This window comes from Novosphingobium sp. PhB55, assembly GCF_004368805.1.
Classification (GTDB): Bacteria; Pseudomonadota; Alphaproteobacteria; order Sphingomonadales; family Sphingomonadaceae; genus Novosphingobium.
Genome location: NZ_SODQ01000008.1, coordinates 112460 through 131766, shown reverse-complemented (window position 1 = coordinate 131766; position 19307 = coordinate 112460). Strand labels below are relative to the sequence as shown.

General features: G+C 65.3%; 15 protein-coding genes. 6 read left to right on the top strand and 9 right to left on the bottom strand.

Features of this window, described 5'->3' with window-relative positions:
- Positions 1-166 precede the first annotated feature (166 nt).
- A complete protein-coding gene (locus tag EDF57_RS20240) occupies positions 167-646 on the top strand; it encodes a carboxymuconolactone decarboxylase family protein (RefSeq protein WP_134095551.1) in 480 nt (159 codons plus the stop codon).
- Between the two features lie 43 nt (positions 647-689).
- Here EDF57_RS20240 and EDF57_RS20235 read toward each other — a convergent pair whose 3' ends face one another.
- Together EDF57_RS20235 and EDF57_RS20230 are read right to left on the bottom strand one after the other, a co-directional pair.
- The gene (locus EDF57_RS20235; RefSeq protein ID WP_134095550.1) at positions 690-1178 is read right to left on the bottom strand and encodes an Rrf2 family transcriptional regulator; all 489 of its coding nucleotides are present in this window, start codon (positions 1176-1178) and stop codon (positions 690-692) included.
- A gap of 103 nt (positions 1179-1281) precedes the next feature.
- Positions 1282-3570, bottom strand: a complete 2289-nt coding sequence (locus EDF57_RS20230) for a TonB-dependent receptor (RefSeq protein WP_243841165.1) — start codon at positions 3568-3570, stop codon at positions 1282-1284.
- A gap of 286 nt (positions 3571-3856) precedes the next feature.
- Here EDF57_RS20230 and EDF57_RS20225 point away from each other — a divergent pair, with 286 nt between their 5' ends.
- Both EDF57_RS20225 and EDF57_RS20220 read left to right on the top strand, forming a co-directional pair.
- Positions 3857-6091: a TonB-dependent hemoglobin/transferrin/lactoferrin family receptor gene (locus tag EDF57_RS20225; protein WP_134095547.1), complete on the top strand. Its 2235-nt coding sequence runs from the start codon at positions 3857-3859 to the stop codon at positions 6089-6091.
- A gap of 65 nt (positions 6092-6156) precedes the next feature.
- Positions 6157-6792 (top strand): biliverdin-producing heme oxygenase, encoded by a 636-nt coding sequence (locus tag EDF57_RS20220; protein ID WP_134095545.1) that lies wholly within the window; start codon positions 6157-6159, stop codon positions 6790-6792.
- A gap of 15 nt (positions 6793-6807) precedes the next feature.
- Here EDF57_RS20220 and ubiM read toward each other — a convergent pair whose 3' ends face one another.
- The 6 genes from ubiM to EDF57_RS20190 form a co-directional block, all read right to left on the bottom strand.
- Entirely contained in the window at positions 6808-7983 is a 1176-nt protein-coding gene (ubiM, locus tag EDF57_RS20215; RefSeq protein WP_243841164.1) for a 5-demethoxyubiquinol-8 5-hydroxylase UbiM, read from the bottom strand.
- An 81-nt stretch (positions 7984-8064) separates the two neighbouring features.
- Positions 8065-9594: an MDR family MFS transporter gene (locus EDF57_RS20210; RefSeq protein ID WP_134095542.1), complete on the bottom strand. Its 1530-nt coding sequence runs from the start codon at positions 9592-9594 to the stop codon at positions 8065-8067.
- A gap of 165 nt (positions 9595-9759) precedes the next feature.
- On the bottom strand, positions 9760-10437 hold the full coding sequence (locus EDF57_RS20205; protein WP_134095719.1) for a hypothetical protein: 678 nt from the start codon (positions 10435-10437) through the stop codon (positions 9760-9762).
- Between the two features lie 185 nt (positions 10438-10622).
- Positions 10623-12242, bottom strand: a complete 1620-nt coding sequence (locus EDF57_RS20200) for a phospholipase D family protein (RefSeq protein WP_134095541.1) — start codon at positions 12240-12242, stop codon at positions 10623-10625.
- A 34-nt stretch (positions 12243-12276) separates the two neighbouring features.
- Complete coding sequence (locus EDF57_RS20195) at positions 12277-13080, bottom strand: DeoR/GlpR family DNA-binding transcription regulator (protein ID WP_132265732.1); 804 nt, start codon at positions 13078-13080, stop codon at positions 12277-12279.
- Between the two features lie 57 nt (positions 13081-13137).
- The gene (locus tag EDF57_RS20190; protein ID WP_243841163.1) at positions 13138-14682 is read right to left on the bottom strand and encodes a glycerol-3-phosphate dehydrogenase; all 1545 of its coding nucleotides are present in this window, start codon (positions 14680-14682) and stop codon (positions 13138-13140) included.
- Between the two features lie 143 nt (positions 14683-14825).
- Between EDF57_RS20190 and EDF57_RS20185 the strand changes: the two genes are divergently transcribed.
- From EDF57_RS20185 to EDF57_RS20175, 3 genes are all read left to right on the top strand, one after another.
- Positions 14826-15650 (top strand): MIP/aquaporin family protein, encoded by an 825-nt coding sequence (locus EDF57_RS20185; RefSeq protein ID WP_243841162.1) that lies wholly within the window; start codon positions 14826-14828, stop codon positions 15648-15650.
- A gap of 35 nt (positions 15651-15685) precedes the next feature.
- Positions 15686-17176, top strand: a complete 1491-nt coding sequence (glpK, locus tag EDF57_RS20180; protein ID WP_134095540.1) for a glycerol kinase GlpK — start codon at positions 15686-15688, stop codon at positions 17174-17176.
- Positions 17177-17272: 96 nt separating this feature from the next.
- Positions 17273-18604 carry an Hsp70 family protein gene (locus EDF57_RS20175; RefSeq protein ID WP_134095539.1) on the top strand — a complete coding sequence of 444 codons (1332 nt, stop codon included), beginning with the start codon at positions 17273-17275 and terminating at the stop codon, positions 18602-18604.
- Between the two features lie 28 nt (positions 18605-18632).
- Here EDF57_RS20175 and EDF57_RS20170 read toward each other — a convergent pair whose 3' ends face one another.
- Entirely contained in the window at positions 18633-19295 is a 663-nt protein-coding gene (locus EDF57_RS20170; protein ID WP_134095538.1) for a TenA family protein, read from the bottom strand.
- Positions 19296-19307 lie beyond the last annotated feature (12 nt).

Sequence of the window (19307 nt, the reverse complement as noted above, 5' to 3'; positions counted from 1 at the left end):
GGTGCGGGGAATCGGAAGGGTCACAGCCGCCTTATGGCCTGTCGAAGTGACTGCCCGACGACACCGGCGGCACGGATGAGACGCCCTTGTAAAGATAAGGGCGCTTGACGGGATTGCTAATACGGATATCTAATATCCGTATTAGCAATCCCGAAGGATGAAGCGAATGTCCCAGCGTATCGATTATGCGAAGCAGGCTCCCGAACTCGTTCGCAAGATGATGGATCTCTCGGCAGCGGTGAAGAACGGCTCGATCGAGCAGAACACGTTGACGCTTGTCGACATCCGCGCATCGCAGTTGAACGGATGCGCGTTCTGCCTCGACATGCACGTCAAGGAAGCGAGAATTCACGGCGAGCGGGACCTGCGCGTCCATCACGTCGCGATCTGGCGGGAATCGCCGCTGTTCAATGCGCGCGAAAGGGCGGCTCTGGCCTGGACCGAGGCGGTGACCCGACTGGGTGAGGGCGGCGTCCCGGACGCGGTCTATGCCGAGGTTCGCGAGGCGTTTTCCGAGAAGGAGATCGTCGACCTGAACTTCGCGGTGATGACGATCAACGCCTGGAACCGACTGGCCATAGCGTTCCAGGCCGTGCCCGGTTCGGCGGACAAGCTCTATGGCCTCGAAAAGGCCAATCTGGCCTGAATTGCGCGGGCAGCCTTGCGCGAAGGGGCGGTTTTCGCCCCTTTCAGCCTGCCCGCTCCATCAGCCAGTCGAAGCTGCGCTTGAGCAGGTCGGCGGGCACGTCCTCCTGCAAAGTTTCCTGCAGGTCTGCCAGCGTCACGGCCGCCAGCGTCTGGCGCCAGGCCTCGTCCGCGCGCCACATGATGCGGGCGACGGCACAAGGCTTGTCGTCGCAGAGGCCTTTCGGACGGCAGGGGTTGTTCGCCCTGATCTCGTTGCACTGGAATGTCGACTTGCGGCCTTCCACCGCCTCCACCACTTCGAGGAAGGTGATGGCTTGTGCCGGCCTGGCGAGGCGGTAGCCGCCGCTTGGACCCAGCGTCGTATGCACAAGCCCGGCCTTGGACAGGCCCTGCAAGGCCTTGCCGAGATATTCCTTGGGCACGCCGTGAAATTCGGAAAGGCTGCGGGTCGAGAGATAACGGCCTTCGGGCAGACTGGCCATCACGGAGCAGCAATGGAGCGCCCATTCCACCTGGTTCTTGAGATTCATGCGCCGGCCGGGTCAATCATGGACATTCGATATCCTAGATTGACCCGGCCGATTGCGCAACGAAAAGGCGTCGCCTTTCAGGCAGAGGCGCTTCCGCGCCTGGTCAGTATTTCACGCCCAAGGTGAGACCGTAAGTGATCGGATCGGCCCAGATGCTGCCTACGCCGAGCGAGGCGTAGTTCACGGCGGCGCGGTAGCGATGGTTGGTGACGTTCTCGCTGAACAGAGCGACCGAGATCTTGTCCGAAGGATCGACCCATTCCGCGCGCACGCCGAGGAGCGCGTACTGGCTCTGCTTGAACTGCTCCGCGATGCCGAAATAGAAGGAGGACGTGTAGTAGAGGTTGCTGGACAGGTTCAGCCGGCCGCCCGCCAGGTCGATGCCGTAGGACACCGCCAGGTTGCCGGTCAGCGCAGGGGTACGCTGCATCTTGAAGCCGCTGGCATCCGTGGTGGTCTCGACCAGGGCACCGGGACCAAGGCCGCCAAGGCTTGGCGGCGTGCAGGCCACCGGCGAGGTACCGAAGACGGCCGCGGGGTCGCAGAATTGATAGAACGGTGCGTTGGGGAAGGTCTTGTAGCGGGCGTGAGTCCAGGCAAGCCCGCCGCTGACGGTAAGGTCGTTGGTGACGCGGGCGCTCGCCTGGCCTTCGATGCCGTAGATCTCCGAGCTGGCAGCATTGGTGATGCGGGCGGTTCCGGCTTGGAAGCTCGACACCTGCAGGTTCTTATAGTCGTAGTAAAATCCGGAAAGTTCGGCGGTGAAGCGGCCGTCGCCGTACTTGTAGCCCAGTTCGTAGGCATTGATCTTCTCGGGCTTGACCGGGCGGTAGGAATAGCCGCCGACGTTCAGCAGCCCTGCCTTGTAGCCTTGCGTGAAGGAAGCGTAGACGCTGGATTCCTCGTTGGGCTTGTAGCGCAGGACGAAGCGCGGGGTGACGCGGTTGTTCGTCAGCTTGGGCACGTCGAAACGGGTGTAGAGAGGGGTTGTCGCGAAGGATCCGAAGGGCACGGCGTTGCCGTTCTCATCCTCGTAGACCGAGGCGGTAAGCGCGCGCAGGAAGTAGGCCTGGTCGACCCAGTCGTGGCTGTAGCGCGCACCGGCCGTCACGAAGAACTGCGGGGTGACCTCGTAGGTGGCGTCCCCGAAGACGGCGATGGACTGAGATAGCGTCCCGGATTCGCCGTTACGCGCAAAAGGTGCGGTGCCCAGCTTGGCGTCGGTGGGCCAGGTGTCCCGGTTACGGAAGTAGTAGACGCCGGTGGTCCACTGGAGCGGCGATCCGGCCTTCGAACTCAGCAATACCTCCTGCGTGAAAGTCTTGCTGTTGGAACCGATGCGGATCGTGAAGATCGGCAGGGCCGTCGCGTCGAGGTCCTGCACGCTGGTGACGCGTTCGTCGCGGAACTGGGTGTAGGAAGTGAGGTTGGCAAACCCGAGATCGGCCTTGATCGTGCCCTGGATCACGTCGGTGTTGGTACGGGCGCCGATGCCGTCCGCAGGATTGAGCGCCACTTCGTTGGGTTTCGTGGCGTAGAGACCCGCAGGCGTGAACTGGTAGATCCACGGTGTGCCCTGTTTGTCCACGAAGGCATTGTGCATCAGCGATGAGGGATCGTCCGTCTGCGCATGGGTGTAGCGCAGCAGCACGCTGATATCCGGTGTCAGATCGGCTTTCAGGCCGGTGCGGATCGACCAGCGGTTGTATTTGCCGACCTGATCGTTGCCGTCGATGATGTTGCGCTGGAAGTTGTCGCTGCGCCGATAGAGGCCCTCCACATCGAAAGCGACGCCCTCGGTAATGCCCGAGGTTGCATAGGATTGGACTTCGACCGTATCGAACCGGCCGTAGGACACGCGGAATTCGCCCGCTGCGTCCTGGCTGGGCTCGGCCGTGGTGACCAGGATCGCGCCGCCGGTGGTATTGCGGCCGAACAGGGTACCCTGCGGCCCTTTCAGAACCTGGATGTTCTGGACCTTGAGTAGCTGGAAGTCCGTTGCGGCGGCGCTGGGCAGGAAGAAGCCATCGACATAAGTCGCCACGTTGGGGCCACCGCCGGACGTGGTGATCGCCGTTCCGACGCCGCGGATCGTGGGCTGGGTGTAGACGCCCGCCTTGTCGAAGCGCAGGGCCGGGACGACCTTGGACATGTCGGAAAGCTGCCGCACACCGGTTTCCTTCAGCGTTTCCTCGCTGAGCGTCGTCACCGTGATCGGCACATCCACGGACCGTTCGGCACGGCGTTGGGCCGTGACGATGATTTCGCCGTTCTGGCCCAGGGGGTTGGAACCAGCCGAACCCGGTGCGGCAGCGGGGGCGACTTCGCTTCCTGTTTGCGCGCTGGCCGATCCCGCGACCAGGGCCGATGCAAGCGCCCCCAGCGACGCCATTCGTTTCAGCTTCGAAATTCGCGGCATATGTGTCCTCCCGTTCCCCATCCGGCTTTCCTGCCGGTTGCCGCCATTTTCCACGATCCTGCGGGCAGGTGAAATCTCTCCTGGGCATCATATCGCGGTGGCGGTTCGGAAACGTTCCGGCGACGCACGGCGGGATTGCGAACGGGGCTGGCGGGAAAGTTCCGATCTCCACCGTAAATTGAAAAGGCGGATTGAAATTTCGCTGCGACATTGTGCAAGTAACGCTTCTGCGAATCATTAGCATTAGGATCTTGCATCAATGACTTCTCCCAAGCGGCGTGCGCTTTTGCGCGCGCTGAAACAGACTTCCGCCCTTGCCGCCGCGGCGATCCTCTGCGCCGGTGCACAGGCCCAGGCGGCCGACGGTGCCGCCACTTCCAGCGAAGACACGGTCAAGCTCGGTTCCGTCCGCGTCGAGGATACGGCGATCGGCAATCAGCAGCAGGGCGTCGACCGCAATGCCGCCGGCAAGCCGGCCGTCCTCACCACCACCACCACGGCCGAAACGCTTCGTGAGCGCATGGTCGACAATATCGCCGATTACGCCCGGCGCGTGGATGCGGGGGTGAACTTCAACACCAACAACCAGAGCATCAACATCCGCGGCCTCGACGCCAATCGCGTGCTGACGACGGTGGACGGGATCCGTCTGCCGTGGATGAGCGACGGGGCGCGGGGCGTGCAGGGCGGCGTCGCGGCCTTCGATTTCAACTCGCTGAGCGCGATCGATGTCGTGAAGAGCGGGGATTCCAGCTACTTCGGCCAAGGCGCACTCGGCGGGGTCTTTGCGGTCCGCACGCTCGATCCGGAGGACCTGCTGACGGATGGCAAGAAGCAGGGCGCGCTCGGCAAGGCGACGTATGACAGCGCCAGCGACAGCGTCTATCTCAACCAGGCTGCCGCCTTCCGTACCGGAGACACGCTGGTCCTGATCCAGGGCGGCTACCAGAACGGCCACGAGACCGAGAACCAGGGCAAGATTTATGGTACCGGCACGACGCGGACCGCCCGGAACCCTGCGGCCTATGACCAGGAAAACCTGCTGGTAAAGGTCCACCAGTACCTGGGCGGCGGCCACCGCATCGGCCTGACGGGTGAGACCTTCAAGCGCAGCTACGACGAGGACACGCTCACCAGCATCGGGTCGACCTATTCGTCCTATGGCACTCTGGAGCAGAACAAGCGCAAGCGCATTGCCGGTACCTACGATTATCAGGCCGAAGGCGAGGGCTTCGTTCAGGAGGCTCACCTCGTAGGCTATTGGCAGCGCCTGAACCTGCGCACGTATACGCAGGCCATGCGCAAGACCGCGCCGATAGGGCAGTACGACCGCGACAGCGATCTTCAGGACGAATCCTGGGGTGCGAACGGCTCCATCGTCGGGCGCGCGGCCACCGGCGCGGTGCAACATGCGATCAGCCTCGGCGGCGAAGTCTATGCGACCAGGACGACGCAGTATGCGTCCGGCGTCGATAACTGCACGGCGGCGATCTATTCGTGCTCGTTTCTCCATGTGAACCAGTCCGACATGCCCGATGTCGACGGCATCGATCTCGGCCTGTTCCTGCAGGACCGGATGACGTTTGGCGCCTTCCACCTGACGCCGGGCCTGCGTTTCGACTGGTATCGCCGCACACCCCAGGACACGCCGAGCTATACGGTGAATGCGGCCTATGAGGGCCTTCCCGAACGCTCCAGCGACTCCCGCTTTTCGCCCAAGATCATGGCCGAATACGATGTCGTGCCGGGGCTGACGGCCTATGCGCAATATGCCCAGGCCTTCCGCGCGCCTTCCGCCACGGAACTCTACCTGACCTATGGCGGCACCGGCAGCTACGTCAGCATCGGAAACCCGGACCTGAAGCCGGAAACGAGCAAGGGCTACGAACTGGGCCTGAAATTCGGCGATGCCAAGCGCGGCGCCAAAGTCAGCTTCTACGACAACTACTATCGCAACTTCATCGACACCATCACCACGACGGCCTCGGCCGCCGGGCTTAGCGGCAGCTATCCCTTCGGTGTGTTCAAGTACGTCAACCGCGCCCATGTCCGCATCTACGGCATCGAGGCCAGTGCCCAGTGGGCGCTGACGGAAAACTGGCGCGTCTGGGGTTCCATCGCCTATGCCCACGGCAAGGACACGGATGAGGACACTTACCTGAACTCGATCCCGCCACTGCGCGGCATCGCCGGGTTCGGCTATAGCCAGGAGCGCTTCGGGGCCGACCTTTCCGCCACCGTGGCTGCCAAGCGAAACAAGGTCGAAGACCCGACATCGGCCATCAACAAGACGCCGGGCTACGGCATCGTCGACTTTACGGCATGGGTTAAGCCGGGGCTGTTCGAGGGCCTGCGCCTTCAGGGCGGCGTATACAACATCCTCGACAAGACCTATTACAACGCGCTCGACATTTCGGACAGCGCCACGGTCTCGCAGAGCTATTACAGCCAGCCGGGACGGACCTACAAGGCCTCGATGATACTGGCGTTCTGACATGACATGCCGGGGCGCTGAGGCCGCGCCCCGGTTTTCATGTGGCAATCGAAGAAGGACTTCCCATGAATACGACACTTCAGACCCCGGCTGAAACCGGCCCCGAAATCGGAGCCGGTAGCGGATCCGAAGTCGGAAGGGCGAAGCGTCTCAAGGCGGCTACCATGCAGGCGCACGACCAGCTCGACAAGCGGATCATGGCGGGCGAGCCCTTCGCGGCATTGGCCAATTACGGTCGCTTCCTGGCCGTGCAACACGCCTTCCACCGCGACATCGACGCGCTCTACGACGATCCGGCAATCGCGGCCCTGGTGCCCGATCTCGCCGAGCGTCGGCGCTTTGCCCAGATCGGGCAGGATCTGGCGGACCTGTCGCTTGCGCCGGCAGAGCAGACCGAGGCACCGCGCTTCGCGGGCGGAGAGATCGACGTGCCGACGGCACTCGGCTGGCTCTATGTGGCCGAGGGATCCAACCTCGGCGCGGCCTTCCTGTTCAAGATGGCCCGCGCGCTGGGGCTCGACGAGAACCACGGCGCGCGCCATCTGGCCGGTCATCCCGATGGCCGAGCCCAGCACTGGCGCTCGTTCACCGGGGCGCTGGACGAGGTGGCGCTGGACGAGGCGGAAGAAATGCGGGTGATCGAGGGTGCCAATGCCGCGTTCCGCCGCGTTCATGGGCTGGTGGAACAGCAATACGGGTGATGGAGGAAGGGGGGCTCAGCGCTGCATCAGCAGTCTGCTGACGCTCCTGGAGACGAGCGGCAGCCGGGCCGCGGCCCTCAACCCGGCATGGCGCGCCGCGCGTGCCGCGGGATGCTCGGCCGTGTAGAGCCCGACGATCAGATTGGTCGCGGTATAGATCGGCCGGGTGGCCAGCCGGTGCGCGGCCTCGTAGCGGCGGAGCAGCATGCCGCCCCCGATGTCATCGCCTTGCAAGGCCGCCTGAGCGACCAGCTTGCCCAGAGAGCAGGCGCTTGCCAGGCCCAGATTGAAGCCGTGAGCGGTCACCGGGTGCATGCCGACGGCGGCATCGCCTATCAGCGCCGCGCGCCGGGCCGCGAAGTGATGGGCATACGTGGTGGCCAGGGGATAGACATGAGGGCTGCCGATGGCCTGCATCCGTCCCAGTCGGCTTTCGTAGCGGCGCGTCAGCTCGGCGCCCAGCGCCTCGGCATCGAGCGCGGCCAATTGCGCGATCTCGGCCGACGCCAGCGTCAGCACGGCGGAAGACCGGCGGCCGTTCAGTGGCAGCATCGCCATCGTCTGGCCATGGTCGAACCATTCCGTCGCGATACCCTGATGCTCGCCTTCATGCGTGACCCGGCAGACCAGCATGGAGCGGCCCAGACGGTTCACTTCCGCGCCGATGCCCAGCTGCTCGCGCACGAAGGAGAACCGGGAATCCGCGCCCACCAGCAGGCGTGCTTCGAGCCGGTTGCCATCTTTCAGGCTGACGGATACGCCTTGCGCGCCGTTGCCGATTGCGCCGTCGATGGACGCAACACTCCGGCCTGCCAGCACCTCGACCTCTGGCAAGTCCGCCACGACCCTGAACAGCGCCCGGCGGATGAGGTGGTTGGGGACGAGCTGCCCCAGCCTTTCCGCATCGCCGCTCCCGAAGGAGAGCGCGAAAGGAGAACCGCCGTTCAGCACACGGGCTTCGCGCAGCGGCGCGATCGCCTCCGCGTCGATGAGCGGCCAGGCGCCCAGTTCCTGCAAGGCGCGGATCGAACGATGGGTCAGGGCGATCTCGCGCCCGTCCATGGGCGGATCGGCCAGTACCGAGGCGGGCTGTCGCTCGATCACGGCGATGCGCAGTCCCGATCCCGCCAGCGCGGCGGCGAAAGCGAGGCCTGCGGGACCGGCACCCACCACCACAACGTCATGCGTCATCATCGCGCTTTCTCTTTTCCATTCCTCGCCGGGAGTGCCTGCACTATTGGAAGGCAGGGCACCATGATCGAGGTCAATTCGTCAGGCGTGCTCTTCCCGGCGCTCGGGCTGTCCGGTTTCGGCGTGACCGCTGATCTCGGACCCGGCGTCGGGCGCGAAGCGCAGGTTCCAGAACGAGGCCGTCAGCGAGATCGCCGTCACCACCCAGAAGGCGATGGAGAAATCGGCCAATGACGGCGCGGCGTGATCGTTGGCCATCATCGCGAGGTGCAGCGCAAGTGCGGCCACGCAGATGCCCAGCGAGAGCATGAGCTGCTGGAAGGTGGAGTAGAACGCGGTGGCGCGGCTCATCTGCGTCTTGTCGATGCCGTCATAGGCGATCGTATTGTAGGCGGTGAACTGGAACGACATGAAGAAACCGGACAGGCCCAGCACGCAGAACATCGCCCAGACCGGCCAGCTCGGATTGAACAGGCCGCAGATCGCATAGCCGGCCGTGGCGATCACGCCGTTCCACACCAGCGCGCGCCGGAAACCGAAGCGGCGCAGCACGCGCGGGGCGAAGCTTTTCATGGCCAGCGAGCCGATCGCCGTGGCCACCGTGATGGTGCCGCTGCGCGCTGCCGAGAAACCGAAACCGACCTGCATCATCAGGGGCAAGAGGAAGGGCTGCGCGCCCTGGGTGATGCGCGTGATCGAACCGGCGATCACCGACAGGCGAAACGTCTCGTCACGCAGCAGCGAAAGGTCCAGGATCGCGCTTTCCCGCTTGCGCACGTGGAGGACATAGAACGTCCCCGTCACGAGGCCCACAACGATGAGCGCGGCCGCCAGCGCGCCTTCGTTCGGACGACTGGCCATCTCGAAACCGAACAGCAGGCAGCCCAGCGAGAGCCCGCTCAGCAGGAAGCCCAGCGCGTCGAACGGCGCGGGCTGGTCCTCGCGGATGTTGGCGATGAAGCGGCCGACCAGCCAGAAGCCGAGCACCCCCATCGGCAGGTTGATGTAGAAGATCCAGCGCCAGTCGAGGTAAGTGACGATGAAGCCTCCCAGCGGAGGGCCGATGATCGGGCCGATCAGGGCCGGCACCAGCAGCCAGGACATCGCATTGACCATGTCCTGCTTCGCCACCGATCGCAGCAGGACGAGCCGGCCGACGGGGATCATCATGGCCCCGCCAACGCCTTGGAGAAACCGCGAGACGACCATCATCTCCAGCGTCCAGGACTGGCCGCAGGCAAGGCTGCCGAGAACGAAAAGCAGGATGGCGGCGCGGAACACCGTTCGCGATCCGAAGCGGTCCGCGATCACGCCCGAAGCCGGGATGAAGACCGCCAATGCCAGCAGGTAGGAGGTGAGCGCCACGCTCATTTCCTGCGGTCGCACCCCGAAGTCCCGCGCCATGGTCGGCAAAGCGGTTGCCAGAACGGTTGCGTCCACGAATTCCATGAACAGGGCAGAAGCGATGATGAGCGCCACCAGCCGATAGTTCGCGCCCGAAACCGCGGGGCCTTCGTCGCGTGTCTTGGCGAGCGAACCGGCGGCGGGGACGATACCGTCGCGCACTTCCGCATTGACCGAGGCCATGCCGCGACGGCGCGGCCTCAACATGGGGCCTGCGAGCTGGGGAGGGGAAGGGACATGGGCAACTTTCGAATTCGCGGACTTGTAAGATCCCCTCCGTCGAATTGGCCGTCCATCTGTCACGCGGGCGTGCCGACAGCAGGCATATAGGCATTCGGCCGCGAAATGAAACCCGCGGTTTGCCTTTCCAGCCTAGTCCGCCAGCTTGCCGAACGGCAGCAGCTTGCGGGCGAGCCGGGCGGCGGCCTTGCCGTCGTTGGCGCGAAGGGAGGGAAGAATGGCTGCCGCGGCGCGCTTCATCTGGGCGTCGAGCGGTGTCGGCGCGGAAGCGCCCGCCGCAGCCTCGGCCCAACGGCGGGCCTGCGCGACATCGGCGGGGTCCTTGCGGATGTGCATCATGGCGGCCAGGCCGAGGTAGAACGCCCTGTCTCCCCCCAGCGAAACGGCGCGGGAAAGCGCGGCCTCTCCGGCATCGGCCCTGGCACCGACCATGGTGCGGGCCATGAGCCCGCCAAGCTGGTCGATGGCGTCGAGATGCCAGCCGGCGATGACCATCTGTGCTTCGGGATCGCGGGGGTTCTGCGCGGCGAGGCGCTGGAAGATCTCCAGCGAGGTGCGTGCGTCGGTTCGGCTGCGCGTGAGCTTGGCGCGGTAGCCGATGGCGACGCCGCGCTGGAGCGTGGCTTCCCGGTCACCCGGGCGCGCGGCGAGTATCCGGTCCGAGGCGGCGATCGCCTGTCCTATGAGCGCAAGCGCCTTCTTCTTGTCAGGGGCCTGGAATGCCGCGGCGGTCAGGATCTCGCGCGGTGTATCCGCCAGCGCGGCCGGAGCGGCGGCGGTAGCGGCGATCATGGCGCCCACGGCAAACATCGTCGGTTGGTACACGCAGTCTCCTGAAAGAACCGGGCCTGAAAGGACCGGATCCGCAGGATGACCGAACATGCCGGACAAGACCAGAGCCTATCTCCGATCCTCAGGCAGCACGCCGGTCAGCGCAGTTGGTTTGTCGTACTTTCCGGGTCATCCGGCGATGCCACCCGGTTAGAAAATGCCTTTCAGAGCAGCCAGCCGATCGGAAGATGGCTCGCCACGCCGACCAGCAGGTGATCCAGCGAGCCCATGCCCGGCTCGTTCCGCTGGACGGTGCGTTCGCTCCCGGTGCCGCAGCTCCACGTCAGGGCGCCATCCGGCCCGAGCGTCACGGCATAGGCGGCATCGGGCACGATCGTTTCGAAGGCGTCCGCAACCTGTCCCGCGATGAGCGGGCTGTGGATGATGAAGCCCAGTTCGGTGTTGAGCTTCAGCGACCGCGGATCGAAGTTGAACGATCCGATGAAGACACGCTCGCGGTCGGCCGTGAAGGTCTTGGCGTGGATCGTCGAGGCACCCGAGCGCAAGGCCGCGAAGGATCCGCTGCCCGATGCCCGCAACCGGCTGCCGATGCCGAGCCGATTACCCTCGCGGCGCTGTTTCTTGGACGGTGCATCGCGGACCTGGGCCGCCGTTTCGAACAGGCGCACGCCCGCTTCCAGCAGCGCCTTGCGCCAGGGTGCGTAGCCCGCGTGCACGAGCGCCACGTCGGTCGCCGAATAGCCATTGGTGAGCACGGTCACCTGGACGCCGTCACGGGCGAGGGCACAGAGCTGCTCGGCACCCTGTTCGCCGGGGACGAAGTATCCCGAGACGATGGCCAGCTCGCGGTGCGGATCGCCGATCGCGCCGTCCAGCTTGCCTGCAAGCAGGCGCTCGTGATCGAGGTCCGCAAGGGTCTTGGCGGGATCGTCGCTGATCAGCTCGACCTCGGTCCATTCGAAATCAAGCTCGCCGGCAACGAATTCACGAACCAGCGGCAGGCTGCGCAGACGTTCGACATAGCGGCGCGCCGAAGGGTCGCGCTCGACGATGGAAGCGCGCGACCGCAGCTTGGCAAGCTGGCGTGCGCCGACGCGTGGCAGGATCTGCCGGGCGGGATAGGCGGACTGGCAGTCCCAATAGCGCTGGAAATCGGTTTCCACGTCGCGGGCGACCGGCCCGATGGCCAGTACGTCCATGTCCGCGAACAGCGCACCGTCGCCTGCGCCAAAATACTCGTCGCCGATATTGCGCCCGCCGACGATGGTGACCGCCCCGTCGACCGTGAAGCTCTTGTTGTGCATCCGGCGGTTCAGCCGGCCGAAGTCCACCGCGAAACCGATCGCCTTGGGGTAGCGGATGCGGAAGGGATTGAAGAGGCGCACTTCGATGTTGGGATGGTCGTTCAGTGCGGAGAGTACGCGGTCGAGCCCGGCGATGCCGTTGTCGTCCAGCAGAAGGCGCACCCTGACCCCGCGCTGGGCCGCCTCGAAAGCCGCTTCCAGCAGGAGGGTGCCGGTACGGTCGCCGTGCCAGATGTAATATTGCAGGTCGAGCGTGCGCTCTGCGGCGCGGGCGAGGAGCAGACGCGCGGCAAAGGCATCGACCCCGTCGGTCAAGAGATGGACGCCGGACTGTCCCGGATTGCGCGCGGCGCGCTCGCTGGCCGCGCGGGCCAGCGGCGGTTCGCCACGATGGCGGGCAGGGGGCTCGGAAGGTACGTCGCGCCGTGGCAGCCGGTTGGCGCGCATCAGGGCGAACCCTGCCGCCGCCACGCCCAGCGCGGTCGGCAATACCGTCTTCCACCGTTTCGCGCGGGACATCTTCACTCCTGGATCCTGAAACCCTGAGAGCCTTTCAGGCGCCGGGCAGCTGCGTTTCGATCAGGTTCACGCCGTTACGCTCGCAGGCGCTGCGCAAGTCGGGATCGGCAATACGGTCGCAGACGAAAAAGTCGATGGCTTCCATGCCGCAGACCCGCACCGGGGCGGAACGCCCGACTTTCGAGGAATCGGCCACGAGGATCACCTTGCGGGCGTTGCGGATGATCGTCTGCGAAACTTCGACCTCGTCGATGGCGAAGTCCAGCAGGCTGCCATCGGCGTCCAGTGCCGAAATGCCGATCAGGGCATAATCGACGCGGAAATTCTCGATGAAGCGCATGGCGAGCGCGCCTACCACGGCCCGGTCGCCGGTCCTGACCTTGCCGCCCACGCTGACCAGTTCGAGCGCGGGGTGGCTGGAGAGGGTGTCGATCACGTTGAGATTGTTGGAGATCACCATCAGGTTGCGATGGTGTGTGAAATTGGCCGCCACGGCTTCGGTGGTCGTGCCGATGTTGACGAAGAGCGAGGCCCCGTCCGGGATCAGCGCTGCAGCGGCAGCGCCGATCCGCGCCTTGGCATCGGAGGCGACATCCCGGCGCTTGTCATAGGCCAGATTGTCCACGCCGGAAGTGATGAGCGCGCCGCCGTGAACTCGCGAGAGCAGAGATTGCCCGGCCAGGACGTTCAGGTCCTTGCGGATGGTCTGCGGGGTCACGCTCAGGCGCTCCGCAAGATCGTCCACGCTCACGCTGCCGGCACCGCGCGCGATCTCCAGGATATGTGCGCGGCGCTGGGCCACGATGTCGCCGTTGCTCTCCGCCGTGCTCTCGATCATTTCTTGCGGTCTCGCCCCTGGATGGATCGAACCCTTAGCGCGGCCGGGCCGCATCGATCAATCGCGCGCGAGCCAGGTATCGATCGCTTCGGCGGCGCCCGGCGGCACATGAAGGCCCAGCTTGCTGCGGCGGAACAGGATATCCTCCGCGTCGCGCGCCCATTCCGCGTTCGTCAGATAGTCGATCTCCCGGGCATGGAGGCCGCCGCCGAAGTCCTGGCCCAGATCGGCAGGGGTGCGGGCATCGGCCAGGATCGTGCGGGCACGCGTGCCGTAAGCGCGGGCGAGGCGGCGGAGAAGCGCAGACGGCATCTGGGGATAAGTGCTCTCCAGTTCGCCAAGGAAGCCCTCGAAATCGCCTTTCGCAATGTCTCCGCCCGGCAGCACCGCGCCTGCGGTCCAGGGCTTGGCGGCCTCTGGGAAGAGTTCGGCGATGTGCTCCATCGCATGTTCGGCCAGTTTGCGGAACGTCGTGATCTTGCCGCCGAAGATCGACAGCATCGGGGCCTGTCCCGCATCGCCCTTCTCGAAGTCCAGCACGTAGTCGCGCGTCACGGCAGAGGCGTTGGCGGCGTGGTCGTCATAGAGCGGCCGGATTCCGGCATAACTCCAGACGATGTCCTGCGGGGTCACGCCCCGGTCGAAGTAGCGGTTGACGGTTTCGCACAAGTAATCGACCTCGCCCGGGCTGATCGAGGGCTTGCCGGGGGCTTCGGTCCAGGGCTCGTCGGTCGTGCCGATCAGCGTGAAATCCTGCTCGTAAGGGATTGCGAAGACGATCCGCCGATCGGGGTTCTGCAGCATGAAGGCATGGTCGCCCTCGTAAAGGCGCGGCACGACGATATGGCTGCCCTTGACCAGGCGCACGCCCCGGTCGTCCCTCGCCCGGCCGAGGTTGCGCAGGACCGCATCCACCCAGGGACCGGCCGCGTTGACGAGCATGCGCGCGCGGACCTGGCGCGGGCCGTGGGCATTCTCGACCGTGGCCAGCCACTCGCCGTCCTGCGTGACGGCGCCGGTCAGGCGCGTGCGGGTCTCGATCCGGGCCCCGCGCGCGGCGGCGTCCATCGCGTTGAGCACGACCAGGCGGCTGTCTTCCACCCAGCAGTCCGAATAGACGAAAGCCTTTCCTTTGCCTTTCGAATTTTGCGTTTTCAGCCCATTGCCCTGCGTGCCGCGATCGAGGTCGATCGTCTCGGTGCCGGGCAGGTTCTTGCGGCCGCCGAGGTGGTCGTAGAGGAACAGGCCCAGGCGGACCATCCAGGCCGGGCGCGGCGAAAGCGATTGCGGCAGCACGAAACGAAGCGGCCAGATGATGTGCGGCGCCATGCCCAGCAGGCGCTCGCGTTCGATCAGTGCTTCGCGCACGAGCCGGAACTCATAATATTCCAGATAGCGCAGTCCGCCGTGGATGAGCTTCGTGGAGGAAGAGGAGGTGTGGCTGGCGAGATCGTCCTGCTCCACCAGCAGCACCGAGAGGCCGCGCCCCGCGGCATCGCGCGCGATCCCCGCGCCGTTCACGCCGCCGCCCACGATCAGAAGGTCATAGACATCGTCCGGGGCGGGGGGCTGCATGGCGACTTCTCCCTGGGGCTTGGGCATTTCGGTTCTCTGGCAACTTCACGGGATGACTTTCGTTTTCTGAAAATAGAGTTCGAAATACGAAAATGCAAACGAAACTGTTGACGTTCGTTCGAAAGCGTGTGCAGATGCCCGAACCAAGCAGAGTTGCGAGAGGATCCATGGTGGCAGATGACCTGCGCGCGCTGCGCGGCGAACTGATTTCCGAAATGCTGGCAGTGATCATCATCATCACGATCGGCGATTCCGCCGCTGCCATGATCACGCTCTACGATCCCAGCCCTTACGCCCAGGCCTATTGGGGCGTCTGCATCGCCTGGGGCCTTGCCGTCACCATGGCGATCTATGTGACGGGCTCCGTCTCCGGCACTCACGCCAACCCGGCCGTCACTCTGGCGCTCATGCTGTTTCGCGGATTTCCGAAAAGGAAAGTGCTGCCCTACTGGGCCGCGCAAGTGCTGGGCGGGATGATCGGCGCGGCATTGGTGCTGCAACTCTATCATCCCGTGATCGACGCCTATAATGCCGCCCACGGCATGACCCGCGCCACCGGCGGCGCGGCGGGCGTGTTCTTTACGCATCCCGGTGAACACATCACGCCGATCCACGCGTTCTGGGATCAGGTCATCCTCACCGGCATGCTGCTCCTGGGCATTTTCGCCATTACCGATGAGTTCAACGACATGGCACCACGCGCCAATTCGGGCGCCTTGATGATCGGCCTGCTGGTCGCCATGATCGGCGCTTCGGGCGGTTACCTCGAAGCCTGGGCGATCAATCCGGCCCGCGATTTCGGCCCGCGCCTGTTTGCCTACTTCGCCGGTTGGGGCAGTTCGGCGCTGCCCAGCCCCGGCAATTACTGGTGGGTTCCGATCGCGGGGCCCCTTGTGGGCGGCGTGGCCGGAGCGGGCCTCTACCAGATCGCCATAAAGCCCTACCTGCCCTCGGGTCGCAAATCGAGGCAGGACGCCGCCGCATCTGACGCTTGACTGAAACGACAAGATACCCTCGGAGAGTCCCCGCTATGACCCAGCCCCGCCACGTTCTCGCCATCGACCAGGGCACCACTTCGACGCGCGCGATCGTCTTCGATGACGCCGCTCGCCCGGTCGCGACTTCCCAATGCGAGTTCGAGCAGCACTACCCCGACCTGGGCTGGGTCGAACACGATGCGGAGGACATCTGGCGCGACACCGTGAAAGTGGCGCGTGAGGCTATCGAACGTAGCGGCGTCGGTGCGGCGGCCATCGCCGGGATCGGCATCACCAACCAGCGGGAGACCGTGGTCGTCTGGGAGCGCGAAAGCGGCAAGCCGATCCATCGGGCGATCGTCTGGCAGGACCGGCGCACGGCCCGGCTCTGCGCCGAGCTCAAGGCCGACGGCGCCGAACCCGACGTGCGCGCCCGCACCGGCCTGCTGATCGATCCCTATTTCTCTGCGACCAAGCTCGCCTGGATTCTGGACAATGTCGACAATGGCCGTGCGCGCGCCGAACGCGGAGAGCTGGCCTTCGGTACGATCGACAGTTTTCTGCTCTGGCGCCTGACGGGCGGGAAAGTCCACGCCACCGACGTCACCAATGCCGGGCGGACATTGCTCTACAACATTCGCGAACAGCGCTGGGACGAGGAACTGTGCCGCCTGTTCAGAGTGCCTGTGCAGATGCTTCCGGAAGTGCATGATAATGCACATATCTTCGGGATGACCAGCAAGGACTTGTTCGGCGTGGAGATCCCGCTGGCCGGTGTCGCCGGGGACCAGCAGGCCGCGCTCTTCGGACAGGCCTGCTTCGAAGCCGGCATGGCCAAGTCGACCTACGGAACCGGTTGTTTCATGCTGCTCAACACCGGATCGGAAGCGGTGGCATCGGAGAATCGCCTGCTCACCACCCCGGCCTACCGCCTTGGCGGCAAGATGACTTATGCGCTGGAAGGCTCGATCTTCGTGGCTGGCGCTGCCGTGAAGTGGCTTCGCGACGGCATCGGCGTCATCACCCATGCCCGCGAAACCAACGATATGGCCACGCAGGTTCCGAGCAACCACGGCGTCTACATGGTGCCCGCCTTCGTCGGTCTCGGGGCGCCCCACTGGGACCCGGACGCGCGCGGCGCGATCTTCGGGCTGACGCTTGGCGCCACCCAGGCCCATCTCGCGCGCGCAGCGCTGGAGGCGGTGTCCTACCAGACCATGGACCTCGCCCGCGCCATGGTCTCGGACGGCGGCGAGGAGCTTGCAAAGCTGCGCGTGGATGGCGGCATGGCGGCGAACGACTGGCTCTGCCAGTTCCTGGCCGACATGCTCGACGCCCCGGTGGAACGGCCGGTCCATCTGGAAACGACCGCGCTGGGCGCCGCCTTCCATGCCGGTCTGGCGACGGGTGTCTGGCCTGACCTCGACGCATTGGCGGCAACCTGGACTCAGGGAAGCCTGTTCACCCCGCAGATGAGCTGCCAGACCCGCAAGGTGCTGATCGACGGTTGGCACGATGCCGTGCGGCGGACCTTGAGCAAGTAAACCGCGGGCAGCTGAGAGAGGGAGTTGCGCGAGCGGGGCGCGCCTGCGATAGGCGCGGCGCTCCGTTTTTTCGCGTTTGCAGCAAGGACCTCCCAGATGCCGGCCAGCACGGTCACTTCCCGTTCCGATGGTCCTCGCTCGGTCGGTATCGACTTCGGGACCACCAATTCGGTCATCGCGCTGGCAGACGATGCCGGAGGGGCCGAACTCGTGGAGTTCGCTGCACCGGGTGGTCCCGGCTCGGTGTTCCGTTCGGCGCTTTGCTTCTGGCAGGAAGAGGGCGTGCCCGGCGGGCTGGCGCATGAGGCCGGCCCCTGGGCGATCTCGGAATTCCTCGAATTCCCGCAAGGCTCGCGCTTCCTGCAATCCTTCAAGTCGGTAGCGGCCAACCCGGCTTTCGAACAGGCCACGCTTTTCGAGAAGCGCCTGCGTTTCGAAGAGTTGGGCCAGGTATTCCTCAAGCACCTTGTCGCCCATGCCGGGGATGCCCTGCGCGCCTTGCCCGAGCGCGTGGTGGTCGGCCGGCCGGTGCGCTACGTCGGCTCCCGGCCGGATGAGGCCCTGGCGCGGACACGCTACGATGCGATGTTCAAGCTGCTCGGGCGTCAGGTTCACTACGTCTACGAGCCGATCGGTGCGGCATTCAGCTTCGCATCGCGCCTGACGGAACCCGCGACCCTGCTGGTGGCCGACTTCGGCGGCGGTACCAGCGACTTCTCGATCGTGCGCGTGAACGCACCGGGCACGGTGCGGCGCTGCGAGCCGCTGGGCTCTGCCGGTATCGGCATCGCCGGCGACCGCTTCGACTACCGCATCATGGACCATCTGGTGCTGCCGCTGCTCGGCAAGGGCGGCACCTATCGTTCCTTCGACAAAGTGCTGGAAATCCCGCCCGGCCACTTCGCCGACTTCGGCGACTGGTCACGCCTGGCGATGATGCGTAACCGCCGCACGCTGGAGCAGTTGGCCAAGCTGAAGCACGGGGCGACCGATCCGGCCGCCATCGATCGCATGATCGCCGTGGTGGAGCACGAACTCGGCTTCGGGCTTTACGAGGCTGTCGGCCGCTTGAAACGAGCGCTATCAGGCGCGGACCACGGTGCTTTCCACTTCGAGAGCGAGGCACTGACCATCTCGGCCGATGTCAGCCGCCAGGAATTCGAAAGCTGGATCGCGCCGGATCTCCAGCGCATCGGCGAGACGGTCGATGGTGCTCTGGCTCAGGCCGGGCTGCGCGCCGATGAGATCGACCACGTTTTCCTGACCGGCGGCTCCTCGCTCATTCCCGCGGTGCGCGCTCTGTTCGAGCAGCGTTTCGGGGATGGCCGCATCGCCACTGGCAACGAATTGACCTCGATCGCGCATGGCCTTGCGCTCATCGGGCAGTCGCCGGATCTCGACGAATGGGTGGCCGCGGAATCCGCCTGAGCCGTTTGAAGCCCGGCGACGGGAAGGCCTAGATCGGCCACTGCTCCAGGCGGTGGGCGGAATCCCAGAACATCCATTCAAAGCGCGTAGCGTTGCGGAAGGCCGTTGCCATGGCCTTTCGGATCGCGGGCGAGGCATGTGCTGCGGCTTCATCCACCAGCCTGCACACGCGGTCGGTCGCCTCTCCGAACGAGGGCGCGGCATATGTGTCGATCCAGGCGGCATAGGGATTGGGAGAGGCCGCGCGCGGCTTGATCGCGCAGCCGACTTCCCAATAGACCCAGAAACAGGGCAGGATTCCGGCGATCAGTTCTTCGTAGCTGCGGGTCGCGGCCAGGCTTGCGAGGTAGCCGGTATAGCCCAGGCACGCGGGCGAAGCCTCGCTACCTGCCGCCGTTTCCGCCGTCACGCCGAACTGGGCGAAGAAGGCCTGGTGCAGCGCTTCCTCGACCTGAACGGCCACTTTGGCGCCATCCGAGAATTCCAGTCGACCTGCCGCCGTGGGCGCGCGGGCCGCGGCGATTGCCAGCACGCGGGCATATTCGGCAAGGTAGAGGCTATCCTGTACGACGTAGTGGCGGAAGCTCTCGGGCGCGAGCGTGCCCTCGGCCAGCTCGTCCAGGAACGGATGAGCCAGGATCGCACGGCGCAGGGGCGCCACATCGGCCCAGATCGTTTCGCAAAAGCTCATGGTGTCCCCAGG